At 42.5% G+C, this 19,327-nt stretch carries 26 protein-coding genes and 1 pseudogene; 11 read left to right on the top strand and 16 right to left on the bottom strand.

Features of this window, described 5'->3' with window-relative positions; all coding sequences use genetic code 11:
• Nucleotides 1-8: 8 nt before the first annotated feature.
• The 3 genes from ACTRXI_RS15440 to ACTRXI_RS15430 all read right to left on the bottom strand — a co-directional run bounded on the left by ACTRXI_RS15440 (nt 9) and on the right by ACTRXI_RS15430 (nt 2,205).
• Nucleotides 9-173 carry a hypothetical protein gene (locus ACTRXI_RS15440; RefSeq protein WP_474263996.1) on the bottom strand — a complete coding sequence of 55 codons (165 nt, stop codon included), beginning with the start codon at nt 171-173 and terminating at the stop codon, nt 9-11.
• Nucleotides 174-298: 125 nt separating this feature from the next.
• Nucleotides 299-721 (bottom strand): universal stress protein, encoded by a 423-nt coding sequence (locus ACTRXI_RS15435; protein WP_474263994.1) that lies wholly within the window; start codon nt 719-721, stop codon nt 299-301.
• A 23-nt stretch (nt 722-744) separates the two neighbouring features.
• Nucleotides 745-2,205 carry a SulP family inorganic anion transporter gene (locus tag ACTRXI_RS15430; RefSeq protein ID WP_474263992.1) on the bottom strand — a complete coding sequence of 487 codons (1,461 nt, stop codon included), beginning with the start codon at nt 2,203-2,205 and terminating at the stop codon, nt 745-747.
• A 302-nt stretch (nt 2,206-2,507) separates the two neighbouring features.
• Here ACTRXI_RS15430 and ACTRXI_RS15425 point away from each other — a divergent pair, with 302 nt between their 5' ends.
• The gene (locus ACTRXI_RS15425; protein ID WP_474263989.1) at nt 2,508-2,696 is read left to right on the top strand and encodes a helix-turn-helix domain-containing protein; all 189 of its coding nucleotides are present in this window, start codon (nt 2,508-2,510) and stop codon (nt 2,694-2,696) included.
• A gap of 406 nt (nt 2,697-3,102) precedes the next feature.
• Here ACTRXI_RS15425 and ACTRXI_RS15420 read toward each other — a convergent pair whose 3' ends face one another.
• From ACTRXI_RS15420 to ACTRXI_RS15385, 8 genes and pseudogenes are all read right to left on the bottom strand, one after another.
• Entirely contained in the window at nt 3,103-3,423 is a 321-nt protein-coding gene (locus ACTRXI_RS15420) for a helix-turn-helix domain-containing protein (RefSeq protein ID WP_474263987.1), read from the bottom strand.
• 13 nt (nt 3,424-3,436) lie between these two features.
• Entirely contained in the window at nt 3,437-3,784 is a 348-nt protein-coding gene (locus tag ACTRXI_RS15415; protein ID WP_474263985.1) for a type II toxin-antitoxin system RelE/ParE family toxin, read from the bottom strand.
• A 90-nt stretch (nt 3,785-3,874) separates the two neighbouring features.
• Nucleotides 3,875-4,159: a DUF5839 family protein gene (locus tag ACTRXI_RS15410; RefSeq protein ID WP_462868801.1), complete on the bottom strand. Its 285-nt coding sequence runs from the start codon at nt 4,157-4,159 to the stop codon at nt 3,875-3,877.
• A gap of 936 nt (nt 4,160-5,095) precedes the next feature.
• Nucleotides 5,096-5,536 carry a hypothetical protein gene (locus tag ACTRXI_RS15405; RefSeq protein ID WP_474263983.1) on the bottom strand — a complete coding sequence of 147 codons (441 nt, stop codon included), beginning with the start codon at nt 5,534-5,536 and terminating at the stop codon, nt 5,096-5,098.
• Nucleotides 5,537-6,297: 761 nt separating this feature from the next.
• Nucleotides 6,298-6,648, bottom strand: coding sequence for a hypothetical protein (locus ACTRXI_RS15400; protein WP_474263981.1), 351 nt, complete (start codon nt 6,646-6,648; stop codon nt 6,298-6,300).
• 25 nt (nt 6,649-6,673) lie between these two features.
• Nucleotides 6,674-7,519: a replication initiator protein A gene (locus ACTRXI_RS15395; RefSeq protein ID WP_474263979.1), complete on the bottom strand. Its 846-nt coding sequence runs from the start codon at nt 7,517-7,519 to the stop codon at nt 6,674-6,676.
• 259 nt (nt 7,520-7,778) lie between these two features.
• Nucleotides 7,779-8,363 (bottom strand): hypothetical protein, encoded by a 585-nt coding sequence (locus ACTRXI_RS15390; RefSeq protein WP_474263977.1) that lies wholly within the window; start codon nt 8,361-8,363, stop codon nt 7,779-7,781.
• Between the two features lie 353 nt (nt 8,364-8,716).
• A pseudogene (locus ACTRXI_RS15385) lies at nt 8,717-8,965 on the bottom strand (inorganic diphosphatase); the annotation flags it as partial.
• Between the two features lie 211 nt (nt 8,966-9,176).
• Between ACTRXI_RS15385 and ACTRXI_RS15380 the strand changes: the two are divergent.
• From ACTRXI_RS15380 to ACTRXI_RS15355, 6 genes are all read left to right on the top strand, one after another.
• Nucleotides 9,177-10,157, top strand: a complete 981-nt coding sequence (locus ACTRXI_RS15380; RefSeq protein WP_474263975.1) for a phosphate ABC transporter substrate-binding protein PstS family protein — start codon at nt 9,177-9,179, stop codon at nt 10,155-10,157.
• Nucleotides 10,158-10,240: 83 nt separating this feature from the next.
• The gene (gene pstC / locus ACTRXI_RS15375) at nt 10,241-11,179 is read left to right on the top strand and encodes a phosphate ABC transporter permease subunit PstC (RefSeq protein ID WP_474263974.1); all 939 of its coding nucleotides are present in this window, start codon (nt 10,241-10,243) and stop codon (nt 11,177-11,179) included.
• Nucleotides 11,180-12,058 carry a phosphate ABC transporter permease PstA gene (pstA, locus tag ACTRXI_RS15370; protein ID WP_474263972.1) on the top strand — a complete coding sequence of 293 codons (879 nt, stop codon included), beginning with the start codon at nt 11,180-11,182 and terminating at the stop codon, nt 12,056-12,058.
• A gap of 21 nt (nt 12,059-12,079) precedes the next feature.
• Nucleotides 12,080-12,859, top strand: a complete 780-nt coding sequence (pstB, locus tag ACTRXI_RS15365; RefSeq protein WP_474263970.1) for a phosphate ABC transporter ATP-binding protein PstB — start codon at nt 12,080-12,082, stop codon at nt 12,857-12,859.
• Nucleotides 12,860-12,871: 12 nt separating this feature from the next.
• Nucleotides 12,872-13,528, top strand: a complete 657-nt coding sequence (gene phoU / locus ACTRXI_RS15360; protein WP_474263968.1) for a phosphate signaling complex protein PhoU — start codon at nt 12,872-12,874, stop codon at nt 13,526-13,528.
• A 34-nt stretch (nt 13,529-13,562) separates the two neighbouring features.
• The gene (locus ACTRXI_RS15355; RefSeq protein WP_474263966.1) at nt 13,563-14,261 is read left to right on the top strand and encodes a response regulator transcription factor; all 699 of its coding nucleotides are present in this window, start codon (nt 13,563-13,565) and stop codon (nt 14,259-14,261) included.
• A 328-nt stretch (nt 14,262-14,589) separates the two neighbouring features.
• Here ACTRXI_RS15355 and ACTRXI_RS15350 read toward each other — a convergent pair whose 3' ends face one another.
• The gene (locus ACTRXI_RS15350; protein ID WP_474263964.1) at nt 14,590-14,751 is read right to left on the bottom strand and encodes a hypothetical protein; all 162 of its coding nucleotides are present in this window, start codon (nt 14,749-14,751) and stop codon (nt 14,590-14,592) included.
• A gap of 271 nt (nt 14,752-15,022) precedes the next feature.
• Between ACTRXI_RS15350 and ACTRXI_RS15345 the strand changes: the two genes are divergently transcribed.
• Genes ACTRXI_RS15345 through ACTRXI_RS15335 form a run of 3 tightly spaced genes read left to right on the top strand, consistent with a single transcriptional unit; the run spans nt 15,023 to nt 16,441 of the window.
• Nucleotides 15,023-15,343, top strand: a complete 321-nt coding sequence (locus tag ACTRXI_RS15345) for an ArsR/SmtB family transcription factor (protein WP_474263961.1) — start codon at nt 15,023-15,025, stop codon at nt 15,341-15,343.
• Between the two features lie 53 nt (nt 15,344-15,396).
• Nucleotides 15,397-16,281, top strand: a complete 885-nt coding sequence (locus ACTRXI_RS15340; RefSeq protein ID WP_474263959.1) for a permease — start codon at nt 15,397-15,399, stop codon at nt 16,279-16,281.
• A gap of 13 nt (nt 16,282-16,294) precedes the next feature.
• Nucleotides 16,295-16,441, top strand: a complete 147-nt coding sequence (locus ACTRXI_RS15335) for a hypothetical protein (RefSeq protein WP_474263957.1) — start codon at nt 16,295-16,297, stop codon at nt 16,439-16,441.
• Nucleotides 16,442-16,846: 405 nt separating this feature from the next.
• On the opposite strand, the gene ACTRXI_RS15330 is transcribed toward ACTRXI_RS15335, so the two are convergent.
• Nucleotides 16,847-17,113 carry a Txe/YoeB family addiction module toxin gene (locus tag ACTRXI_RS15330; protein ID WP_474263955.1) on the bottom strand — a complete coding sequence of 89 codons (267 nt, stop codon included), beginning with the start codon at nt 17,111-17,113 and terminating at the stop codon, nt 16,847-16,849.
• Nucleotides 17,106-17,354: a type II toxin-antitoxin system Phd/YefM family antitoxin gene (locus ACTRXI_RS15325; RefSeq protein ID WP_474263952.1), complete on the bottom strand. Its 249-nt coding sequence runs from the start codon at nt 17,352-17,354 to the stop codon at nt 17,106-17,108. Before ACTRXI_RS15325 ends, ACTRXI_RS15330 begins: the two co-directional genes overlap by 8 nt.
• Nucleotides 17,355-17,574: 220 nt before the next feature.
• On the opposite strand from ACTRXI_RS15325, the gene ACTRXI_RS15320 reads away from it, so the two are divergent.
• Nucleotides 17,575-18,156, top strand: a complete 582-nt coding sequence (locus ACTRXI_RS15320) for a tyrosine-type recombinase/integrase (protein WP_474263950.1) — start codon at nt 17,575-17,577, stop codon at nt 18,154-18,156.
• 163 nt (nt 18,157-18,319) lie between these two features.
• Here ACTRXI_RS15320 and ACTRXI_RS15315 read toward each other — a convergent pair whose 3' ends face one another.
• Both ACTRXI_RS15315 and ACTRXI_RS15310 read right to left on the bottom strand, forming a co-directional pair.
• Nucleotides 18,320-19,015, bottom strand: a complete 696-nt coding sequence (locus ACTRXI_RS15315; protein WP_474263948.1) for a nucleotidyltransferase — start codon at nt 19,013-19,015, stop codon at nt 18,320-18,322.
• Complete coding sequence (locus ACTRXI_RS15310; RefSeq protein ID WP_474263946.1) at nt 19,015-19,203, bottom strand: hypothetical protein; 189 nt, start codon at nt 19,201-19,203, stop codon at nt 19,015-19,017. Before ACTRXI_RS15310 ends, ACTRXI_RS15315 begins: the two co-directional genes overlap by 1 nt.
• Nucleotides 19,204-19,327 lie beyond the last annotated feature (124 nt).

The raw sequence follows: 19,327 nt of genomic DNA, 5'->3' as shown, positions 1-19,327 counted from the left end.
GGAAGCATTTACTCCCCGTGTTCTTTTTCCTTTTGACGCAGCTGTTCTTGTAACAGCACGATGCTCGTAATGATTCTTTTCTGTTCTTCTTCATTCGCATGCGTCATCGAAGATTGAAGTTCTTGTATTCGCAGACGATCCTGTTCCTCCTCGCTTTTCCTCTTGTCTGGCATGGTGGCATCCTTTCTTTTCTGAGCTTGGATTCATATGATTAGTGTTCCTAGAAGCTGCAGATGAAAAAACACATGCATCCTGAATTTCAAGGCTGCACGTGTCATCGAACATCATTCATTATTATTTATTTCACCATCATGACGGGGGCCTGCACGTGCTTAATCACCTGATGACTAACGCTTCCTAAGATAAACGTTTGCAGTTTATTTCGGCCGCGGCTCCCCACAACGACACAGTCATAATCACGGTCATTGGCATACGCCACAATTTTATCAGCTGGCGACCCATGCAAAAGCACCGTCTCGGTTTGAATACCCCGTGCTTCCAAGTATTCGACTTTGTCTGATAACATCTCTTTCCGTTTGACAGCTATCGCTTCCGAATCCCCATGATGCAAGACATTGGATTTGGACATCTCGCTATCAATAACGTAGATCAAATCTATCGAAACCTCCTGCTCATAAGGAGAGACCATACGAAGCGTTTGTTCAATCGCTCGATGGGAGTGCTCCGATCCATCGGTAGCTAATAAAATATGCTGGTACATAAGCGTACCTCCTTTTCCTTGCATTAATGCCCGGACGTTTTAGACACGCCGCCCAACCGATTCAATAACCGGGCACTTTCACTGTTTAGTCCGATAAACGTCACTTCAATGCCCTGCTGCTCCAACTTGGTTTCGACACTATCGAGGGCGCCGATAGCAGAGTCGTCCCAGAGGTGGGACTCCCGCAGATCAAACTCCACTTCATCCACCGTATCTTTATAATCAATCGAATCCTGAAAATCATTGACCGAGGCAAAGAACAACTGCCCCCGGACGTAGTAAATACGTTTGCGTCCCCCGTTGGTGTACAAGGACAATACCCGGACCTTGGAAATTTTTACGGCGAAGAAAATCATACTGAGAACGACACCCGCCAGCACGCCGTACGCCAAATTATGTGAAATTACGACGGTGAGGACCGTGACGATCATCACTGCAGCATCCGACAAAGGCACTTTATGAATATTTCGAATGGATGACCAATCAAAGGTGCCAATGGCTACCATAATCATCACTCCTGCTAACGCAGCCATCGGAATCTGCACGACAATGCCTCCAAGGGCGATGATCATAAACATGAGGACCATGCCGGCCACCAGGGAAGATAAGCGGCCATTCCCGCCCGATTTCACGTTGATCACCGATTGACCGATCATGGCACAGCCCGCCATGCCCCCGAAACAGCCGGTGATCATGTTCGCAATCCCCTGGCCTCGGCTCTCTTTGTTCTTATCACTTTCGCTGTCGGTCATATCGTCTACAATAGAAGCCGTCAGCAGGGATTCCAAAATACCGACAATCGTTAACGCTAAAGCATAAGGAAAAATAATCGCCAGGGTTTCCATATTGAGAGGAATGCTAGGGAAAGCAAACATCGGCAGCGATTGAGACAAAGCCCCCATGTCTCCCACATTTCGTACACCGGCATTCATAAATATCGCTACGGCGGAAACAATAATAATGGCTACGAGCGTGGAGGGGATCGTTTTAGACACAAATGGAAACAAATAAATGATCGCTAACGTAAGTCCAACCAGCGCATAGATAATCCATGTTTCGTTCGCAAAGTGTTGCAGTTGAGAGGTGAAAATCATAATCCCCAACGCATTCACAAACCCAACCATCACCGATCGCGGAATAAATTTCATGAAACGAGCCAGTTTGAAGACGCCAAAGAGCACCTGTAAAATTCCGGTTAAAATGGTCGTTGCCAGCAAGTATTCAACGCCGTGATCCGCCACTAATGTAATCATTAATAACGCCATCGCTCCGGTAGCACCCGAAATCATTCCCGGGCGTCCACCAATGAAAGCAATAACGACAGAAATACAAAACGAAGCATACAGGCCAACCATCGGATCGAGACCGGCTATAATAGAGAAGGCGATGGCTTCTGGAATTAACGCTAGAGCCACCACAATTCCCGCCAGCACATCTCCTTTAATGTTGCCAAACCATTGGTCCTTTATTGATAATGTGTGCATACATACCCTCTTTCTTTTTCTATTGGTAAATCATTCAATCGAACTATTTTTAATGATTTCTATTATAATCATTTATAACTGACTATAACAGATTATATAATTATGATCGGGTTTGCAATGGATTTTCCAATCTTAAGCGTTTACATCATGAAAACTTTTCATCATGCCTCTAGAATCATCTATATTTTTCTTCTTATGCTAGATTTTGTCATACGTTGAACGTCTATGGACTTTGATTTGTCCTTTGCATCGAAACAGGATAGAATAGGCATGAAGTACCTACGCAAAGGCAGGTTTTCCTTATGGATCAAGAACATGACATCATGACCGTGGCCCAAGTCGCCGAATACCTCCAAATCAGCGAAGTAACTACATACAAACTCGTCCAGGAAGGCCGGATCCCGGGATTTAAAATCGGGAGGCATTGGCGTGTGCGAAAAGAAGATTTGCGCGAATACATCCGCCGGCTGCAGCATGGAGAACATTTATAATGAAGATTAAAAAAAGAACGCCTCTCACCGGTAAACAAGTGAGAGGCGTTCTTTTCTTCGTAAACTAAGCATAAGACGGCTTCGACGACCAAAGAGCAAAAACTGCGGCTATGGATGGAAGAATCATTATCAACCACAATATCGCCGTATAGCTATGAAACCAATCATAAAATAAACCAAAGGGCAACGGTCCCAAAACCGAACCAATTACCATCACCATTTGAGCAATACTTTTAATACTTCCTAAATGCTTGGGACCAAAATAGTTCGGCCATACAATACTTAACCCATACGGTAGATGAAATGATAATCTGCTATGTAAACAAAACGTAGCCGTTCGAAACGATGGAATCGAAAACGGCTACGTTTCTTCTATTTGATGTTTCCATTTCCATCCTCAATGCTCTCACACGTTTTCGGTGACTTCTTGTTCGGCAATATCGGGATGGTTCCAGTAAATTTCGAGAAGCCGACGAGAGGAACCGCTTGGCGTATTCGTTCCCTTTTCCCACGCTTCCACTGTTTTGGTAGAGACCCCTAAAACCTGAGCAAAGACGCGTTGGGTAAACTGCAGCTGCTCGCGCAATTGCTTAATCTCTTCGGGCGTAAACACTTGCAAAGCTTTAATGGCGACGTTTTTCCGCCGGCCTTTCGTGTGATCGCCTTCGCCAAAAGCCACTGCTTCTTCCATGCTTTTTTTCATCTCGTCAAAAAGAGAAGATCCCATGTCTAACGCCTCCTTATGGCTGGCCATATAGTTGTTTCAACTGGATGGACAGTTTCTTTAATTCGTTTTTTTCTTCTTTCGATAAGCTTGCTTGTTCCGATTTGGTGAAAATAAGAATACAAATCGTTCGATGAGTTACAGGAATATTGAGATAGACCACACGGTACGAACCACTTTTTCCCTGGTTCGAACGGGAAGGAGCAAAACGCATTTTTTTAATGCCGCCTGTGCCTGTTTCCGTGTCTCCACGTTCCGGATCTTCCAGTAACAGTTGCTCCAGTTCTCGTAAATCGGTATCCGACAACTTCAGTCGTTCCCAGCGTTTATCGAACGTCGGGGTATAGATGAATTCTCGATGCATAAGCCCTCCCGGTCCCTTTCTATTTTACCCTATATGATAGGGTTATTCAATATGTACAGATGCTAGATGAATAACACCATGGATGGATCGTTATGCTTCTTGGGCGGGGGAAGCAGGCGCTCGTTCGACCACGCTCACGACTTTCTTATACATTTTTCCGGTCTCTTCAAATTCTTCGCGAAAGACATTCATCACGAGCACCGTTCGTCGTCCGTGGTTGGTATTCACGAGGACGATATCTCCCTGCTGAATCGGATCTTCGCGCAAGCGTTTGGGAATGTTCCAGGTGTATAACTGGTTCGTGTTTAACACCAGCGCGCCGTTTTCTTCCCGACGGATAATATGAAAAGCAGCAATCGTATTGTTTGTTTTCATGTGTCTCTCTTCCCTTCAATAAATGATCAATAAAAGGTAACTATATGTTCAATCGTTGGTCCTCATCCAGTCGATGATGGAACGATTTCCTGTTTCGTTGTTGGCTTTTGCTGTGTATGATGCTGCTTCATTGGCTTACGATGACATCCATGTTTTGTTACTCGATTGAGTTCCAATCATGAACAAGCTTGGTTCATGTTGAGATTGATGTTGGTTTCAAGTTGGACCACGTTTCGAGCATTCCAAGAGCTCGATCGGGAACACGGTATAAGCTCTGATGGTTGGCAGGAATGGGGCGTTTTTTGACCAGGGGTTGGTCAACAATTGATCGTTGGCCGGTTATCCAAGCATTAAAACCTGTACTCAAAACTGTCACACACCCCCGGTTTTGTACTCAATTTTGTCACAGCGCTGTCTCACACGTGTCACAAAACGCCTTTTTGATGTCCCCATGAAAAATCCGGCACTGCCGGATACCCCAGCTCGTCTGGGGTCACTTTTCCCTTATGCTCTTCCAAATTTTTAATCGTTACAGGGGATGTGTTCCAAAAGGAGCTCATAGCATGACAGGTAGGGTGTTTGATTTTTGCTGTTTCCCTGTCCGGTTTTCGTTGAGATAACGAATAAGAACATCGACCAAAAGAAGTTCGCACGAACCCATCGTTCGTCGAACAACATTGAGTATACAATACATACGTCATTTGGTTATTGTTTCATCAATCATCAACCTCGGCTTTATAAAAAACAGCAAGCACGCTTTCCGTAAAACCAAGGATCGTTTGATTTGTCATGCTATGTCATGTCTAGCCATTCCGTGCTTCTTGATGAAGCATGTGTTCAATCTTTTGCCTACTCTTCTTTGAACAACCATCCGGCAATTGGATTGCTTTGTAGGGCATGCTTTGTCCCTGCCTATCCGATTTATCTAGATGACTCCTACCACTTCGAGCGTTTGTTTTTCGCATCATCTTTGCGCTGTTTTTGGTGCGCAATCCGATCATTCACTTCTTCTTTCGCCGTCTGGTATGGTTTCGAGGTGAACTCACTGCTTGGCATGATGTCACGAATACCGCTGTTCACCATGAAACCGTTCAGCAGTTCCAAAAGAACTTGCGAATGGTAGTCCGTATTGTTCACACCGTGTTGTAACCGTTGAAAGTGGTTCTGCATTTCCTCGTCCACTTTTTGATGCATGTGGTTAGCGATTCTCATCGTCGTATCGTGGAGTCGTTGGTGCATTTCGCGTTGACGCTTGTGTTCTAACAAAATTTCTTCGATCGTTTTCGATAGCGTTTTATGGTTTCGCTGCTCTTGTAACTGCTGCACGTATTCGGCTGCTTCAGGCGACAAACGGAGACGGGACTGAATGCTTGGCATACGGAAACCTCCTCTAATAATGGTGAATGATTCGTTGCTTGTTCTTGGACGTCTAGGGGCTTCGAACGAAGATGCCTTCGACCTAAATCATTGAATGGTTATTGGTTTATGTACTGCTCTTTTCCTGTTCCATGATACCTTCCTATCCGAACACTCCCCCTGCAAGATCAAAAAAATAGAAAAGAGCATAAGGGAAAAATGATATCACGCTGTGCTATCCCCGGCAGTGCCGGGTTTTATGGGTGATATCTTGAAAATGGCGCTGTGTGACACATTTGAGACAGGGCTGTGACAGGATTGAGTACAAAACCGGGGGTCTGTGACACTTTTGAGTACAGGTTTTGAGGCTTTTATTGCAGGTCATGGATCCAAATAAAGCCAATACCTGGTTCCATGATGCCTAATATCCAAGCGCCAATGGTCTTTTTCATGATGACTTGATCATGGAGCGATCGCACACGATGATGTGTCTGTTGATGGCTGATTTTGGTTCTGTCTTAGCAGATCGATGGACCCTTAGCTGAGTCATCTATCGTTAAGGTCGTGGAGAAATGGTTGCAGCAATCATCGATGGTTGATCGATCAACCAGATGCTTCTTTTCTTTTTCGATAGTCGGATCCATCCCGCACATCTTGAAAGGCTCTGAGAAGCCACAGAAACGTTTGGCTGTTCTTTCTTTTCCCTCAATCCTAATAACAGATGAAATGATGCTCATGGGATCGCTGTGTTTGCTCTAGGGGGTGTTCATGATCAACGAGGCTTACGTTGCTTCGTTTCCAAAAGCTTTCCAGAGTTTTGGGATCTTGTTCGCTTTATGCGACGAGAAAACGTAATGGGTAAAGGGCTGTTTGGTTTCCGGATCCTTATACGTATTGATCTCATAAGTTTCCGTAGAAGCAGTGACCACGACTTCGGCGGCCCACTGCGCTAGTTTTTTCCCTTTGGATCGGCGATCACTTACCGTAATTCCCGGAACGTCTCCCTGATTTACAATCAAGTACTGCGTCATGCTATCGGAAGCCGATTCCACCTTCACGGTGAAACCGATCGTCGTTAATTCTTTTTCCAACTGTTTCACACTTCGATTGATTTTGGAGATGGTTCCTGCCATCGAATTCCCCCCTCTTCTGGGTTTATCAGTTATCCTGCAGCCAGTTATAGTTCAGCGGATGATTAGCTGGTAAATGCGGATAAGGCTGGTCAATCATATCTCGCTTTAAATGGTGCTTGTGTAACGTATTCTCCAAACAACGACGGTAATAGGCTCGTAAATGACGCACGTGATTATTGTTCGATTCGACTTCTTGACGAACTCGTTGAATGACAGCAAGAGATAACCCTTTCTGATGAAATTCCCGTTCTATTTGGTCGACTTCTTCTTGTTCTTTTGAAGAGAAATTATTAGAAGAATATATATTGTTAACCTGTTTATTCTTGTTAACAAGAACTTCTTCAGTATCGTTTGATTCAGTATTGCTAGATTCAGTATCGTTAGAGTCTCGTTTTGAAACTTCCGGATATTTCATTTTGAAACTTCCGGATATTTCATTTTGAAACTTCCCTACTGGCTCAAGAGATTTAGTTTCTTCTTCAGGTTGTGAATCCATGTCGTCCATTTCATAGACATCTTCTTTACTGATTTCTGGCCATTTTAAATATATACGATTTGCTTTATTTTGACCCATTCGTTTGGTATGTAATAAATCTAATTCTTTTAATTGTTTTTGTACGCGCTGCCATTTTGAAACCGAAACTCCCAAGCGTTTACAAATTTCTTCTTGGGTGAAAATAAAATAGATATCACCATTATCATCAAACCATCCGTTTTTTTTGCTTAAAGTCCAACGATCTCTTAAGATTGCCCAGGCCATTTTTGCATCATTAGACATGTCTCGGTATTGGCCTTCACCAGTCAAAAATACTTTAGGTACTTGAACATGTTTCAATTTATACTCTTCAAAAATATTTACAAATCTAGACATAAAAAAACTCCCAACAATTAATTTTTGTTTGAGAGTTTCTCCTGCTTATAAATACATTATCCAAAAAATGTTATGTATAAATAGATGAACGTTTCCCTTGCATAGATAAGAGAATATGATACACTATTTACAAATCATATCTTTTCTGTTGGATTAGCAGGAAAAACTCTGAAACAGTCAGGTTGCCGCCTGGCTGTTTCGTCTGTATTAAGTACATTTTAGCGGAATGCCTAAAAATTAGCAAACCAAGTTTAAAGTTTTAATATCCAAATAGACGACTCCAGAATCCTTTTTTCTTTTCTCCAGTATCTTCCTCTAAAGAAGTTGAATTTTGCTCTTCTTTCTCTTCCTCTTTCTGTTGTATCTCTTCTTCTAATTTTTCTTTTAACAATTTTTGCTCTTTTTGCTCATCTACATAATTTTTCAGATGTTCAATAGTTTCTTGTTGCTTTGTCATAAACTGTCTTTGTTCATGGATGACCTCATTTTGTTCTTTAAGCAAAGTTTTTATGTCATCCATCTTGTCGTTTAAACTCTGCATATAGTTCACAGGATCATTTATACTTAAATCATTTCTATGATTATTATAATCGCTTCCGTTTATGATAATTATAGAACGCTGCACTGCATCTTGGAGCTTTAATCCTTGTTCGTCTCTTAGCTCAATCATTTTTTTGAAAAGCTCAACGTCTTGTCTATTGAATACAATATAACTCTGCTTATTTCTATCAAATTTATGGCCATTCTCTTCGAATAAACCATAATATTTTCTGGCAGCTGATTCAGTTATATTTAATTCTTCTGCAAGATGCTTCAGTCTATATTCAACTTCCATAATAATCATAGACCCCCATTTTTATAATAATCATATAAGAACATTTTATGTTCATGTCTTAATAGTATCACTGTATGATAATTATAAAAACCAATTTTTAATAACTTGTTTGTATGATAATCATAAAAATGTTTTTTGACGTTAATTATGATTATCATAGAAGCTTTAACTTCCGATAAGGGCCGATATGTAAACACAGACATTTTCATAAAAGAACTAATTAAAATCATAGAGCATATAACCTGGTCATAGAATTAAAATAACCCCGAATCGTGGAGACGAAAGAACACATGTATACGATTTGGGGTTTCTACGCGATCCAGCCTTTTTCTAGTGGTTAATGTACCTTGTTTGAATATCTCTCAATAATTTAAGCGCGGAATGCTTTTTTCCCCTTCAAGAATAGTTACTTTCTTCTTTTTTAAATCCTTATAATGCTGAAAGAAGTGACTGAGTTCTTTCAATGTTTGCTCAGGGAGCTCATTAAGCTCTCGTGTTCCGCTGAAAAACGGATCTCCATCAGCGATTCCAATCAATTTTTCCTCTGGCCCGTGTTCGTCTTCCATTAAAAAAACTCCTAGGATCCTAGATGGGATCACGCATGCAGGAAACGTTGGAAAGGAAAGTGCACGAACTTTCGGAAGGAGAAGTTTCTGTTATTTTCAAGAATATTGAAATAAACATATAAAACGTTAACCTCTGTTTATAAATTTACACAATCTTTACATTCAGTTCATAGTAGGTTAATGCTTTCCCTTTACTATTGGTAGTGGTTCAGCAATAGGAATATATACATACTAATCGCTTAGGGGGAAAACAGGAATGAAAAAATGGTTTGGAGCATCCATGTTTGCAGCTTCCGCATTAACATTGGCGGCATGTGGTCAAGGGGATGGCACAGAATCACCGGAAGAAACAGGACAAGACGATGGTGGTCAGGAAGAAGCTAGCGGCGAAGCGGAAGACATTGCGATTGATGGTTCTTCGACCGTATTCCCAATCATGGAAGCTGTATCTGAAGAATATGCAGCTCAAGAAGGTGGAGGAAATGCTCCTGTCGGTGTTTCTGGAACGGGCGGCGGTTTTGAAAAATTTATCAATGGTGAAACAGATATCCAAAATGCGTCCCGGCCGGTCTCCGAAGAAGAAGAGCAACAGCTCGAAGAAAACGGCATTGAGTACACGGAATTTGAAATTGCCTATGATGGCCTAAGCGTGGTCGTAAATGAACAAAATGATTTTGTCGATTACTTAACGACAGATGAACTAGAATCTATTTTTCTAGAGGATAGTGACGTAGAGACATGGTCCGACGTTCGCGAAGAATGGCCGGATGAAGAAATTGAATTGTACAGTCCGGGAACCGATTCTGGTACGTATGATTATTTTGATGAAGTGATTTTAGATGAACAGGCGATTGACCGGGATGCTTCCTTATCGGAAGACGATAATACTCTCGTACAGGGCGTACAGGGCTCACAGAACGCTATTGGATACTTTGGCTACGCGTACTACGAGGAAAATCAGGATTCGTTAAAAGTAGTTCCTATTGAAAATAGTGAAGGTGACCAGGTAGAACCTTCGCATGAGACAGTCCAAAGCAATGAATATGAGCCGTTATCTCGCCCGCTCTATGTATATGTGAATAACGAATCGATTCAGGAAAACGAATCCGTCCATGAATACATGCAGTTTGCACTTGAAAATGCTGGTAACTTGGTGGAAGAGGTAGGATATGTGGCACTGCCGGAAGAAGATTACCAGGAGCAAGTTGATGAATTAAATAATATTGCTGAAGAGTAGCATTCAACAATCAAGCACCTTGATTAGTTGCGAGAGTGGGGGAAAGGCTCCCACTCTCTTCGCTTTGTAAAGGAGGAAGCACCATGAATAAGTCATCGGAATCCGTTTCAGCGGAGATTCGAAAAAATAAACAAAAAGGGGGATCCTGGGGACAGGTCATAGAAAAACTTGTGCCTTTTATCTTTCTTGTATGTGCCATTGTATCCATTATCACGACTATTGGCATTGTACTGACCCTGTTATTTGAAACGATTACGTTTTTTAATCGTGTGCCTTTTAGCGATTTTATTACTGGAACGGAATGGTATCCATTTGTGGCTGATAACGCCTCCTACGGCATCCTCCCGTTAATTAGTGGAACATTGCTAATTGCTCTGATTGCCATGATTGTAGCGATTCCAGTGGGACTGGCAAGCGCTATATTTCTAAGTGAATATGCGGGTGATCGTACCCGGCGCATCATTAAACCGATTCTAGAAGTATTGGCTGGGATCCCAACAATTGTGTATGGATACTTCGCGCTGACATTTGTCACCCCGTTGCTTCAAAATATTATCGATTTGCCCTTATTTAACGCTTTGAGCCCGGGTATCGTGGTAGGTATCATGATCGTTCCGATGATTGCGTCGTTATCCGAAGACGCCATGAGTGCCGTTCCGAATGCGATGCGCGAAGGGGCCCTCGCGATGGGAGCGACCAAATTTGAAGTAGCGGTAAAAATTGTCCTTCCTGCAGCACTATCCGGCATTATTGCTTCCTTTGTCCTTGCCTTGTCCCGTGCGATTGGTGAAACCATGATTGTGACCGTCGCAGGCGGGGCGACACCGAAATTGACTGCGGACCCGACCGAATCGATTCAGACAATGACGGCGTATATTGTTCAAGTCAGTTTGGGAGACGCTTCGTTCGGTTCTACGATTTACTACAGTATTTATGCTGTCGGGATGACGCTGTTTGTCTTTACGTTAATCATGAACCTCCTGTCACAATATATTTCGAGAAGGTTCAGGGAGGAATATTAAATGGCTTTGTATCATGAAAACGAAATTCATCAAAAAACGAAATCTCGTCTTATTGTGAATAAGATCTTTTTTGGACTTTTTATCGCCGCGATCACATTTTCGTTACTAGTGTTGGTCGTGTTATTTGCCCGGGTATTTTTCCAAGGATGGTCGTATTTGAGCTGGGATTTCCTCACCAATTTCGCCTCTCGTTTCCCGGAAGAATCCGGTATTTATGCCGCAATCACGGGAACCATATGGCTGATGGCCGTGACAGCTCCTGTCTCTATTATTCTAGGCGTAGGCACCGCCATTTACCTGGAACAATATGCATATAAAAATAAATTTACGGACCTTATTAAAATCAATATTTCCAACCTAGCCGGTGTGCCTTCCATTGTGTTTGGCTTATTGGGCCTCACCGTTTTCGTGCGTCTGATGGAAATGGGCCGAAGTGTACTGGCCGGGGGTTTAACCATGAGTTTATTAATTCTCCCGATTATCGTGGTTGCTTCCCAAGAAGCACTTCGCTCGGTACCTAATGAGGCCCAGGAAGCTTCGTACGCGTTAGGTGCTTCCAAATGGCAAACTGTAAGACGTATTCTCCTCCCAGCAGCCATTCCAGGAATGCTGACAGGTTCTATTTTAGCTTTGTCCCGGGCGATTGGCGAGACCGCTCCCTTGATTATGATTGGCGCGCTGACGTTTATCTCGTTCGCACCGGATAGTATCTGGTCTGGGTTTACTGTTATGCCGATTCAAATTTTCAACTGGACAAGCCGTCCGCAGGAGGAATTCCAAAATGTGGCTGCAGCCGGTATCATTGTTTTGCTCGTGATGCTTGTCATCATGAACTTAACGGCCGTGTTAATTCGGAATAAATTATCGAAGCGTTATTAACCGATCAAGGAGAGGATCTGAATGCAAGCACAACAAGCAAATCAACAAGATATTGTCATGTCAGCTGATCAATTTAACCTGTGGTATGGAGAAACGCAAGCTTTATATAATATTAATATGGATGTCCGTCAAAACGACGTGACAGCGATTATCGGACCTTCCGGTTGCGGAAAGTCAACCTTTATTAAATCGTTAAATCGAATGGTAGAAATGGTGCCGAGTGTCACAATGGCCGGAAGCATTAATTACCGCGGAAACAACATTTTTGATCCGAAATACAAAGTCGAAGACCTCCGTACTGAAGTGGGTATGGTATTTCAAAAACCCAATCCATTTCCAAAGTCGATTTATGAAAATGTGGCATACGGAGCACGAATTCACGGGATTAAGAAAAAAAATCGACTGGATGAAATCGTCGAAAAAAGCCTGCGGGATGCGGCCATTTGGGACGAAGTCAAAGATCGTTTAAAAACCAACGCCATGGGGCTTTCCGGCGGACAACAGCAACGTCTCTGTATTGCCCGGTGCTTGGCCATTGAACCAGAAGTTATATTGATGGACGAGCCAACCTCGGCCCTGGATCCAATTTCAACGAACAAGGTAGAAGAATTAATCAATACCTTAAAAGAACAATACAGCATTATTATTGTGACGCATAACATGCAGCAAGCGGCCCGGATTTCCGATCGTACAGCTTTTTTCTTAAATGGCTATGTCGTTGAGTATGAGAAAACTGATGAATTGTTCCACAATCCACAGGAAAAGCAGACCGAAGACTATATCACCGGACGCTTCGGTTAAGGAGGGGTTCTAATGGCTAGAACAGATTTTGAAGAAAGTCTAAACCAATTACAGGAAAAATTAATGTACATGGGGGAAAAAACGAAAAAAGCGTTGAATGATTCGATAGAAGCGTTGAAAAATCAAAATAAAGATCAGGCATTAGCCGTGATCGATCAGGACTATAAAATTAACCGCCTAGAAGATGAGTTAAATGATGAAGCGATCTGGCTGATTGCAAAAGAGCAGCCTGTTGCGACCGATTTGCGCCGCTTGGTTGCTACGCTTCGTATTTCCAGTGATTTGGAGCGGATGGCCGATTTAGCAGTGAACATCGCGAAATCTACGATCCGCATTGGAGAAGAACAATTCTTTAAGCCGCTGGAAGATATTCCTCAGTTGGCCAATAAGGTTATTAAAATGCTTGAATCTGTACTGGAAGCTTTTCAAAATGAAGATGTAAAACATGCGAATGCTATAGCGGAAAAAGATGATGAAGTGGATAATTTACATGGAAATCTTTTGCGGGAATTATTGGAGTATATGGGTAAAGATCCGAATCATATCGCGCAGGTGACCCAGCTCGTCTTTGTCTGCCGGGACCTCGAACGGGTTGGAGATCACGTTACCAATATTTCGGAAAGCATTATTTATTTGGTCAAAGGGAAGCAATTTGATTTGAACAGCTAGCACGCGGTGCTGTCAGAAGGGGGGGCATGCGCGCGTGAAAGTCATAGGCATATTAGAATCGGAAAAACGATGGTCGGCCCTATTGGCCGACCATTTGGGAACCAGTAATTATACATTTGTCACATGGTCGGAATCGGATCATGTGACTGATTTTGTATCATCGAATCAGTGTCATTTACTGTTGATCGGCCCCGGTTTTGCCTTTTTAGAAATCACCCGGGAGTTACGGTACACGGGTGATTCGACACCTATTATCGTTATCGAGCCGGGTGTAAATGAATTTGACGCCGTGCTGGCATTGGAAATGGGGGTCGATGATATTGTATCGGACGAAAATCGCTGCCGGGAAGTGATTGCTCGCGTGAAACGCACATTGCGTTACTATCAACCTCAATTCACGGAATTTATTGACTATGACGGCCGAATTTTAGACGCTGGAAAATTAACGATTCTGCCAGATAGTTATACCATGATTATTAACGGCGAAACCAAGGCATTGAGTAATAATGAAATGGCCATTCTACAGTATTTATTTGAAAATAAAGGCAGAATTGTATCGCGGGATGAGTTGGTCGACGTGATTGGAGGAAAAATCAAAAGCCGGGCTATCGATACGCATGTGAGCAATCTCCGAACCAAGTTGGGAGAAAAATTATCGAATGCGACTTATATTGTGACTGTTCGGCACGCAGGTTATCGTTTTGATATTCCATCTTCGATGAAAGAAAAATAAGGTATGCTCTTCATCATTAATAGTAAACGCGGACCGATCATTAGGGATCGGCCCGCGTTTGTTTGTTATCTGTCCCAAAAATCCATATAGAGATGACCCTGTCGATACGCTTTTCTAGCGATGCGAGCACAATGAAATTTGGTCTTCCACGAAAGGTGAATGTTCCCCGTGACTTCTTCCATAATAGGGACACGTTGAATGACAATAGTTTGATCTTTCCAGGTGATGGCAATATCTTTGGCCGTTAAATATTTCGGTGAAGAACGGTGATGGCCGGGGCCCCTCCCCCGGAACCACTTGAATCCTTTCCCATTTCCCACGGCTGCCATCACCGTTTCCTAGGCCGAAGGGTATAACCGACTACAATTATTGCAAGAAGACCAACCGTAATACCAATGGCGGCCCATAATGGAGATGTCTGCTGCGCCAGCAAACCGAGACTTAAAACAATGATTCCAACGACAAGCAGGATAATTTGCCATATTCTCATAGGATCCCCCTTTGTTGGCTCTCGAACCATCATCTTTGAATGGAGGAGGATGTAAATTTATTCAAAGGGAGAGGGAGAACCAATACATTTTTATATAATCATATGCTAATATTTTTATACGAATAGCGCAAGAACGACAAATGAAATAAATGGAGAACTTCAATTTTCGAACTTCATAGTAGAAAAAGGAAGTATCTCTCGTTTACAAAAGCAGGATTCTACGATAAGATGACTTTAAATCAAAAAAAGTTGATGTAAAGGAGCGATACAAATGCTTACATCCCAACCAAAGACGTATTCGAATCAAAGCTTTCAAACCTATGAAGCAACATTCAAAGCGCTCTCGGATCGTCTGCGATTACAAATCATGTATGAATTGAACCAGCAGGGGCAGTTATGTGTTTGTGACCTAACCGATATCACGGGGTTATCACAATCCAAGCTCTCCTATCATCTAAAAATCTTATTAGACGTTCATTTGATCGAAAAAGAAAAGATTGGTACCTGGAATTATTATCGCTTAAATGAAGAAGAAGTAAGAAGCGTCCTATCTGAAGAGTTATGTTGTATTTTTTATCCGGAAAAGAAATAAATTTTTTTCGATAATAAATCAAAAAAAATTGATGTAAAGAAAGAAGGAGAAGCATGGACGCCATCATGTCTTTTTTGCAAACGTTTTTTACGCTTTTCATTGAACTAACGATTTTATTTCTCCTCGTCAGTTTTGTCGTGAGTTGGCTGCAGCAAAGAGTAAGCGAGGAGCGCATTCAACGTATGCTGACCCACCGGCAGTCCTGGAGAAATTACCTTTACGGGACCGGACTGGGGGCATTGACCCCTTTTTGTTCCTGTTCGACCATTCCTATTGTAGCGGGATTGCTCTCATCTAAATCCCCGTTTGGGCCAACCATGTCTTTTTTGATTGCTTCTCCACTCTTGAACCCGATTATCGTCATTTTATTATGGACGTTATTAGGATGGAAGATTACGCTGGCGTACGTGCTGATGGTGGGATTGTTTTCTATGCTGGTCGGGATCGTGTGGACGGGTCTCGGTTTTCAAGATGCTGTGAAAAATATCAGGGTACGAAAAGGAGGCCATGATCAAGATAGAGGACCAAAGGCAAAGTGGAAAATGGCTGTTCACGATGCATGGGGCTTTTTCTATCCGATGATGCCTTTTTTGCTCCTCGGGGTGTTTATTGGTGCCTTTATTTATAATTTCGTTCCTCAAAACCTTATTGTGACTTATGCCGGAAGCGACAACCCCTGGTCGATTCCTATGGCTTCGGTCATCGGTATTCCCATGTATATTCGTGCGGAAGCTATTTTACCGATTGGCGAAGCTTTCATCAGTAAAGGCATGAGCACAGGAGCCGTGATTGCGTTACTCATCGGAGGGGCTGGGGCAAGTATCCCCGAGGTGGTGTTATTAAATAAATTGTTTCAAAAAAAATTAGTAGCAGCCTTCGTCTGTTCTATCCTGCTCGTCGCCGGGAGCACGGGAATCATTGTCCAAATACTATTATAAAGGAGGTGATACGATGGCTGAACAAAAAAATTTTTTCCAAAAGTTGTTTTCTTCTTCGTCCAATAATGACTGCTGCAGCATCGAAATTGAAGAAGTAGAAGATACGGAAGAGGAAAAGCATGAGATGAAAAAGACAAACGAACAAGAGAAAAAAAGGTAACGAATAGTAAACGGAAGCTGGAAGGGTCCAGCTTCCGTTTACTCCTCCAGGCAACTTTTTGTTTAAAGGACTCATAAAATTTCATGGACCGTATTAAATCACCCATATTTCTTGCTTCACTTGGATAATATTGAATTCGAAGACATCTTATGCAGAACTACATATCAAAAAGTACGCCTTTTGATAGACTTGATCGATTTTTACCTCCAGCATATTGCTTGCTCCAATATGTTACCGACGATTTTTGAAACCAATCAAATAGAGAGATAACGTTTTGATACAACCATGACTATGCAGTATTAAGAGTACGGCCGAGGTGGTTCCATTCCCATTCAAAAAGACTTCCTGGAAATAACCAGCAAGCCTTTCTCTTTTACTATAAGGAAATTTTTCTACGCGATTGATCTAATAATGGTATCTGCAAGCAATAATACTAATTTGCTGCTCATCCACGGTATACACCAATCGATGTTCGATATCGATACGACGACTGTAAAAGCCGGCTAAATTACCTTTTAATTTCTCTGGTTTCCCAATACCGTCCAACGCCCCGTCTCGTTCAATGCTTTTAATCAATTGATTAATGCGTTTCAGCATTTTTTTATCTTTGGTTTGCCAATACTGATAATCCTGAAACGCATTATGGGTGAATAAGACATTCAACTTACTCATCGATATCGACGGTCATGGTTTCTTCCTGGTTTAATTGATTGATGGATTCCGATAGATGCTTGGCATTGCTCGGGTTGTTTAAGAGATAGATGGTTTCAAGGTATTGGTTATACTCGTCTTCCGAGATAAGGACAGCGTTTCGTTCTTTGGTCGTGATGGTGACGGCTTCGTTATCGTCATTGACTTTATCAATCAATCCCTTAAAATTTTTTCGGGCATTGGAATAATTCATAACAGTCATTGTTATCAACTCCTTGTTATCATTGTACATTTAATTGTACAATTTGTCGATGCTCTTGGCTTATCGCACAAACATATAGGATTTTATAAAAATGTATGAATTGAGATAAAAGCGTACATTTCCACCCCCGATTCGACAGGGGTTTCTTTTTTCAGTATACTAAAATGTATGATTTCGTTTCTCTATCATCCAAACCATACATACAAGGAGGGCTCGTTTCATGACGAACCAGGGGCTCGTGAATGTGCAGCCGTTACGCACCCAGGAAGAGATCAAAGACATGATCAATGCCCTGCGCCGGGGCAATAAAGCTTCTCGAAAACGAAAAGAGCTGGCCGAACGCGATGTGTTGTTATTTTTAACAGGAATTAATACCGGCCTGCGGGCCGGCGACCTGGTTCGGTTAAGGGTCGGCGACGTGCGGACGGATACGTGTTACCTGCAGGAGCAGAAAACGGGGAAAAAACGGGAGATTCAGCTGGCTTCGATTCGGCCGGACCTGGACCCGTTTCTCGAGGGGAAGGCCGATGAAGCGTACCTGTTTGCCAGTCAGAAAGGCAAGCATCTCTCGACCACGCAGGTGTATCGCATCCTGGAAGCCGCGGCCGACTGGCTGGGCCGCACCGACATTGGCACGCACACGATGCGCAAGACGTTCGGCTATCACCTGTACAAACAGACCAAAGACGTGGCGCTGCTTCAGGAGATCTTTAATCATGCGTCGCCGACGATTACGAAACGGTACATTGGGATTCGCCGGGAAGAGATCAATCGCAGCCTGGAACAGTTTCGGTTGGGGTAGAACGTTCTATTACATTTATGACGAAGGAAATAACCATCCGAACAAGTTTAAAGAAAAAAATAATGCCGAACTTATTGATCATTATGATTCGTCCATTTTTTTGATATGCCCTCACATTTATGTCGTGAAAAAATAAACGTCGAAGACCCTCGAATTCTAAGATTCAAAGGTCTTCGACGTTGATCGTTCCTCTGGCTAACTGTCGGTCGATATCGGTCGATGCCGCAATTGTTTCTATGGTGTCTGATTCGTCCGCTTCTTCAATTCGTTGATGCATATTCTCGATCCAATACATCGCTCTTTTCGCGTCGATGCCCATCATGGAGTAAGGTTCTTGCATCAGCGTATGAACGTTGAAATACGTCCAATCAATCTCCTCATATTGAGTGATCATGAGAATTCTTGCATCATCTAGATCTAACGTGGTTTTGGTATTTAACGCATGCTGAATGCGGTCAATGATAATATCTTCAATTCCGATAATGTTAATCGTAAACCCTTCATAAGAAAGATTTACGATCTTCTCTGGATCGCCTGTTAATGTGGTGGAGGGAACTTCAATCGATACATTCAGTGCATCATGATAAAAGTCTTTGCCATAGGATCGAAACCCCAATTGATCTAACACCCGGCTAATTTGATGATGATTAGGGGCGACAAAATCGATATCTCTCGTGGTGTATTGCTCTCTGGAATAAAGTTCTACGGATAAACCCCCGACAACGATGGGCTGGATACCTTCTTCTTCTAAGTGCTTGGTGATAACACCTGCCATTTTCATCATCGTATCGAATTTATTTTCCGGATCCAACTGAGCAAGATACAAACGGGACTCCTGGATCGATGAGGGGGTGGTCATTACTTGTACCCTCTCTTGGCAAACCGTTGTAATAACTCTTGTTCGGTTTGCGTCCGTTCCCTTGTTCGTTCATTCGTCCACCCAGGCATGTCGGTTGAACCTCGTTGTTTTTTTTCTTTGACGGCCGTAATCATCGATTGGCGCTTTTCAATATTCGCATTAATTTGTTCGATCGTCATGTTTCGCATAAGATTTCCCCCTCTCAAGGGCATAGTTCATTATAGTTATTTTATCATAACTTAGATTGTCAATTTAAGCGCAACACTTCTTCGTGAAACACTTCTTCCGTGGTTTTCCCATGCAAACAATTTC

The sequence above is a fragment of the Marinococcus sp. LNHM4E3-1 genome (assembly GCF_056034405.1).
Note: the sequence above shows the minus strand (reverse complement) of the source record. Positions and strands in the feature narration are given on the sequence as shown.

Excerpts from the sequence above, each read along its gene's own strand:
- ACTRXI_RS15325 (WP_474263952.1), bottom strand. The coding sequence starts at position 17,354 with ATGACTGTTATGAATTATTCCAATGCCCGAAAAAATTTTAAGGGATTG.
- ACTRXI_RS15425 (WP_474263989.1), top strand. The coding sequence starts at position 2,508 with ATGGATCAAGAACATGACATCATGACCGTGGCCCAAGTCGCCGAATAC.
- ACTRXI_RS15430 (WP_474263992.1), bottom strand. The coding sequence starts at position 2,205 with ATGCACACATTATCAATAAAGGACCAATGGTTTGGCAACATTAAAGGA.
- ACTRXI_RS15335 (WP_474263957.1), top strand. The coding sequence starts at position 16,295 with ATGGCTGAACAAAAAAATTTTTTCCAAAAGTTGTTTTCTTCTTCGTCC.
- pstA (WP_474263972.1), top strand. The coding sequence starts at position 11,180 with ATGGCTTTGTATCATGAAAACGAAATTCATCAAAAAACGAAATCTCGT.
- ACTRXI_RS15380 (WP_474263975.1), top strand. The coding sequence starts at position 9,177 with ATGAAAAAATGGTTTGGAGCATCCATGTTTGCAGCTTCCGCATTAACA.
- ACTRXI_RS15420 (WP_474263987.1), bottom strand. The coding sequence starts at position 3,423 with ATGGGATCTTCTCTTTTTGACGAGATGAAAAAAAGCATGGAAGAAGCA.
- ACTRXI_RS15440 (WP_474263996.1), bottom strand. The coding sequence starts at position 173 with ATGCCAGACAAGAGGAAAAGCGAGGAGGAACAGGATCGTCTGCGAATA.
- ACTRXI_RS15320 (WP_474263950.1), top strand. The coding sequence starts at position 17,575 with ATGACGAACCAGGGGCTCGTGAATGTGCAGCCGTTACGCACCCAGGAA.
- ACTRXI_RS15340 (WP_474263959.1), top strand. The coding sequence starts at position 15,397 with ATGGACGCCATCATGTCTTTTTTGCAAACGTTTTTTACGCTTTTCATT.
- phoU (WP_474263968.1), top strand. The coding sequence starts at position 12,872 with ATGGCTAGAACAGATTTTGAAGAAAGTCTAAACCAATTACAGGAAAAA.
- ACTRXI_RS15330 (WP_474263955.1), bottom strand. The coding sequence starts at position 17,113 with ATGAGTAAGTTGAATGTCTTATTCACCCATAATGCGTTTCAGGATTAT.
- pstC (WP_474263974.1), top strand. The coding sequence starts at position 10,241 with ATGAATAAGTCATCGGAATCCGTTTCAGCGGAGATTCGAAAAAATAAA.
- ACTRXI_RS15310 (WP_474263946.1), bottom strand. The coding sequence starts at position 19,203 with ATGCGAAACATGACGATCGAACAAATTAATGCGAATATTGAAAAGCGC.
- ACTRXI_RS15405 (WP_474263983.1), bottom strand. The coding sequence starts at position 5,536 with ATGCCAAGCATTCAGTCCCGTCTCCGTTTGTCGCCTGAAGCAGCCGAA.
- ACTRXI_RS15410 (WP_462868801.1), bottom strand. The coding sequence starts at position 4,159 with ATGAAAACAAACAATACGATTGCTGCTTTTCATATTATCCGTCGGGAA.
- ACTRXI_RS15415 (WP_474263985.1), bottom strand. The coding sequence starts at position 3,784 with ATGCATCGAGAATTCATCTATACCCCGACGTTCGATAAACGCTGGGAA.
- ACTRXI_RS15400 (WP_474263981.1), bottom strand. The coding sequence starts at position 6,648 with ATGGCAGGAACCATCTCCAAAATCAATCGAAGTGTGAAACAGTTGGAA.
- pstB (WP_474263970.1), top strand. The coding sequence starts at position 12,080 with ATGCAAGCACAACAAGCAAATCAACAAGATATTGTCATGTCAGCTGAT.
- ACTRXI_RS15390 (WP_474263977.1), bottom strand. The coding sequence starts at position 8,363 with ATGATTATTATGGAAGTTGAATATAGACTGAAGCATCTTGCAGAAGAA.
- ACTRXI_RS15435 (WP_474263994.1), bottom strand. The coding sequence starts at position 721 with ATGTACCAGCATATTTTATTAGCTACCGATGGATCGGAGCACTCCCAT.
- ACTRXI_RS15315 (WP_474263948.1), bottom strand. The coding sequence starts at position 19,015 with ATGACCACCCCCTCATCGATCCAGGAGTCCCGTTTGTATCTTGCTCAG.
- ACTRXI_RS15345 (WP_474263961.1), top strand. The coding sequence starts at position 15,023 with ATGCTTACATCCCAACCAAAGACGTATTCGAATCAAAGCTTTCAAACC.
- ACTRXI_RS15350 (WP_474263964.1), bottom strand. The coding sequence starts at position 14,751 with ATGAGAATATGGCAAATTATCCTGCTTGTCGTTGGAATCATTGTTTTA.
- ACTRXI_RS15395 (WP_474263979.1), bottom strand. The coding sequence starts at position 7,519 with ATGTCTAGATTTGTAAATATTTTTGAAGAGTATAAATTGAAACATGTT.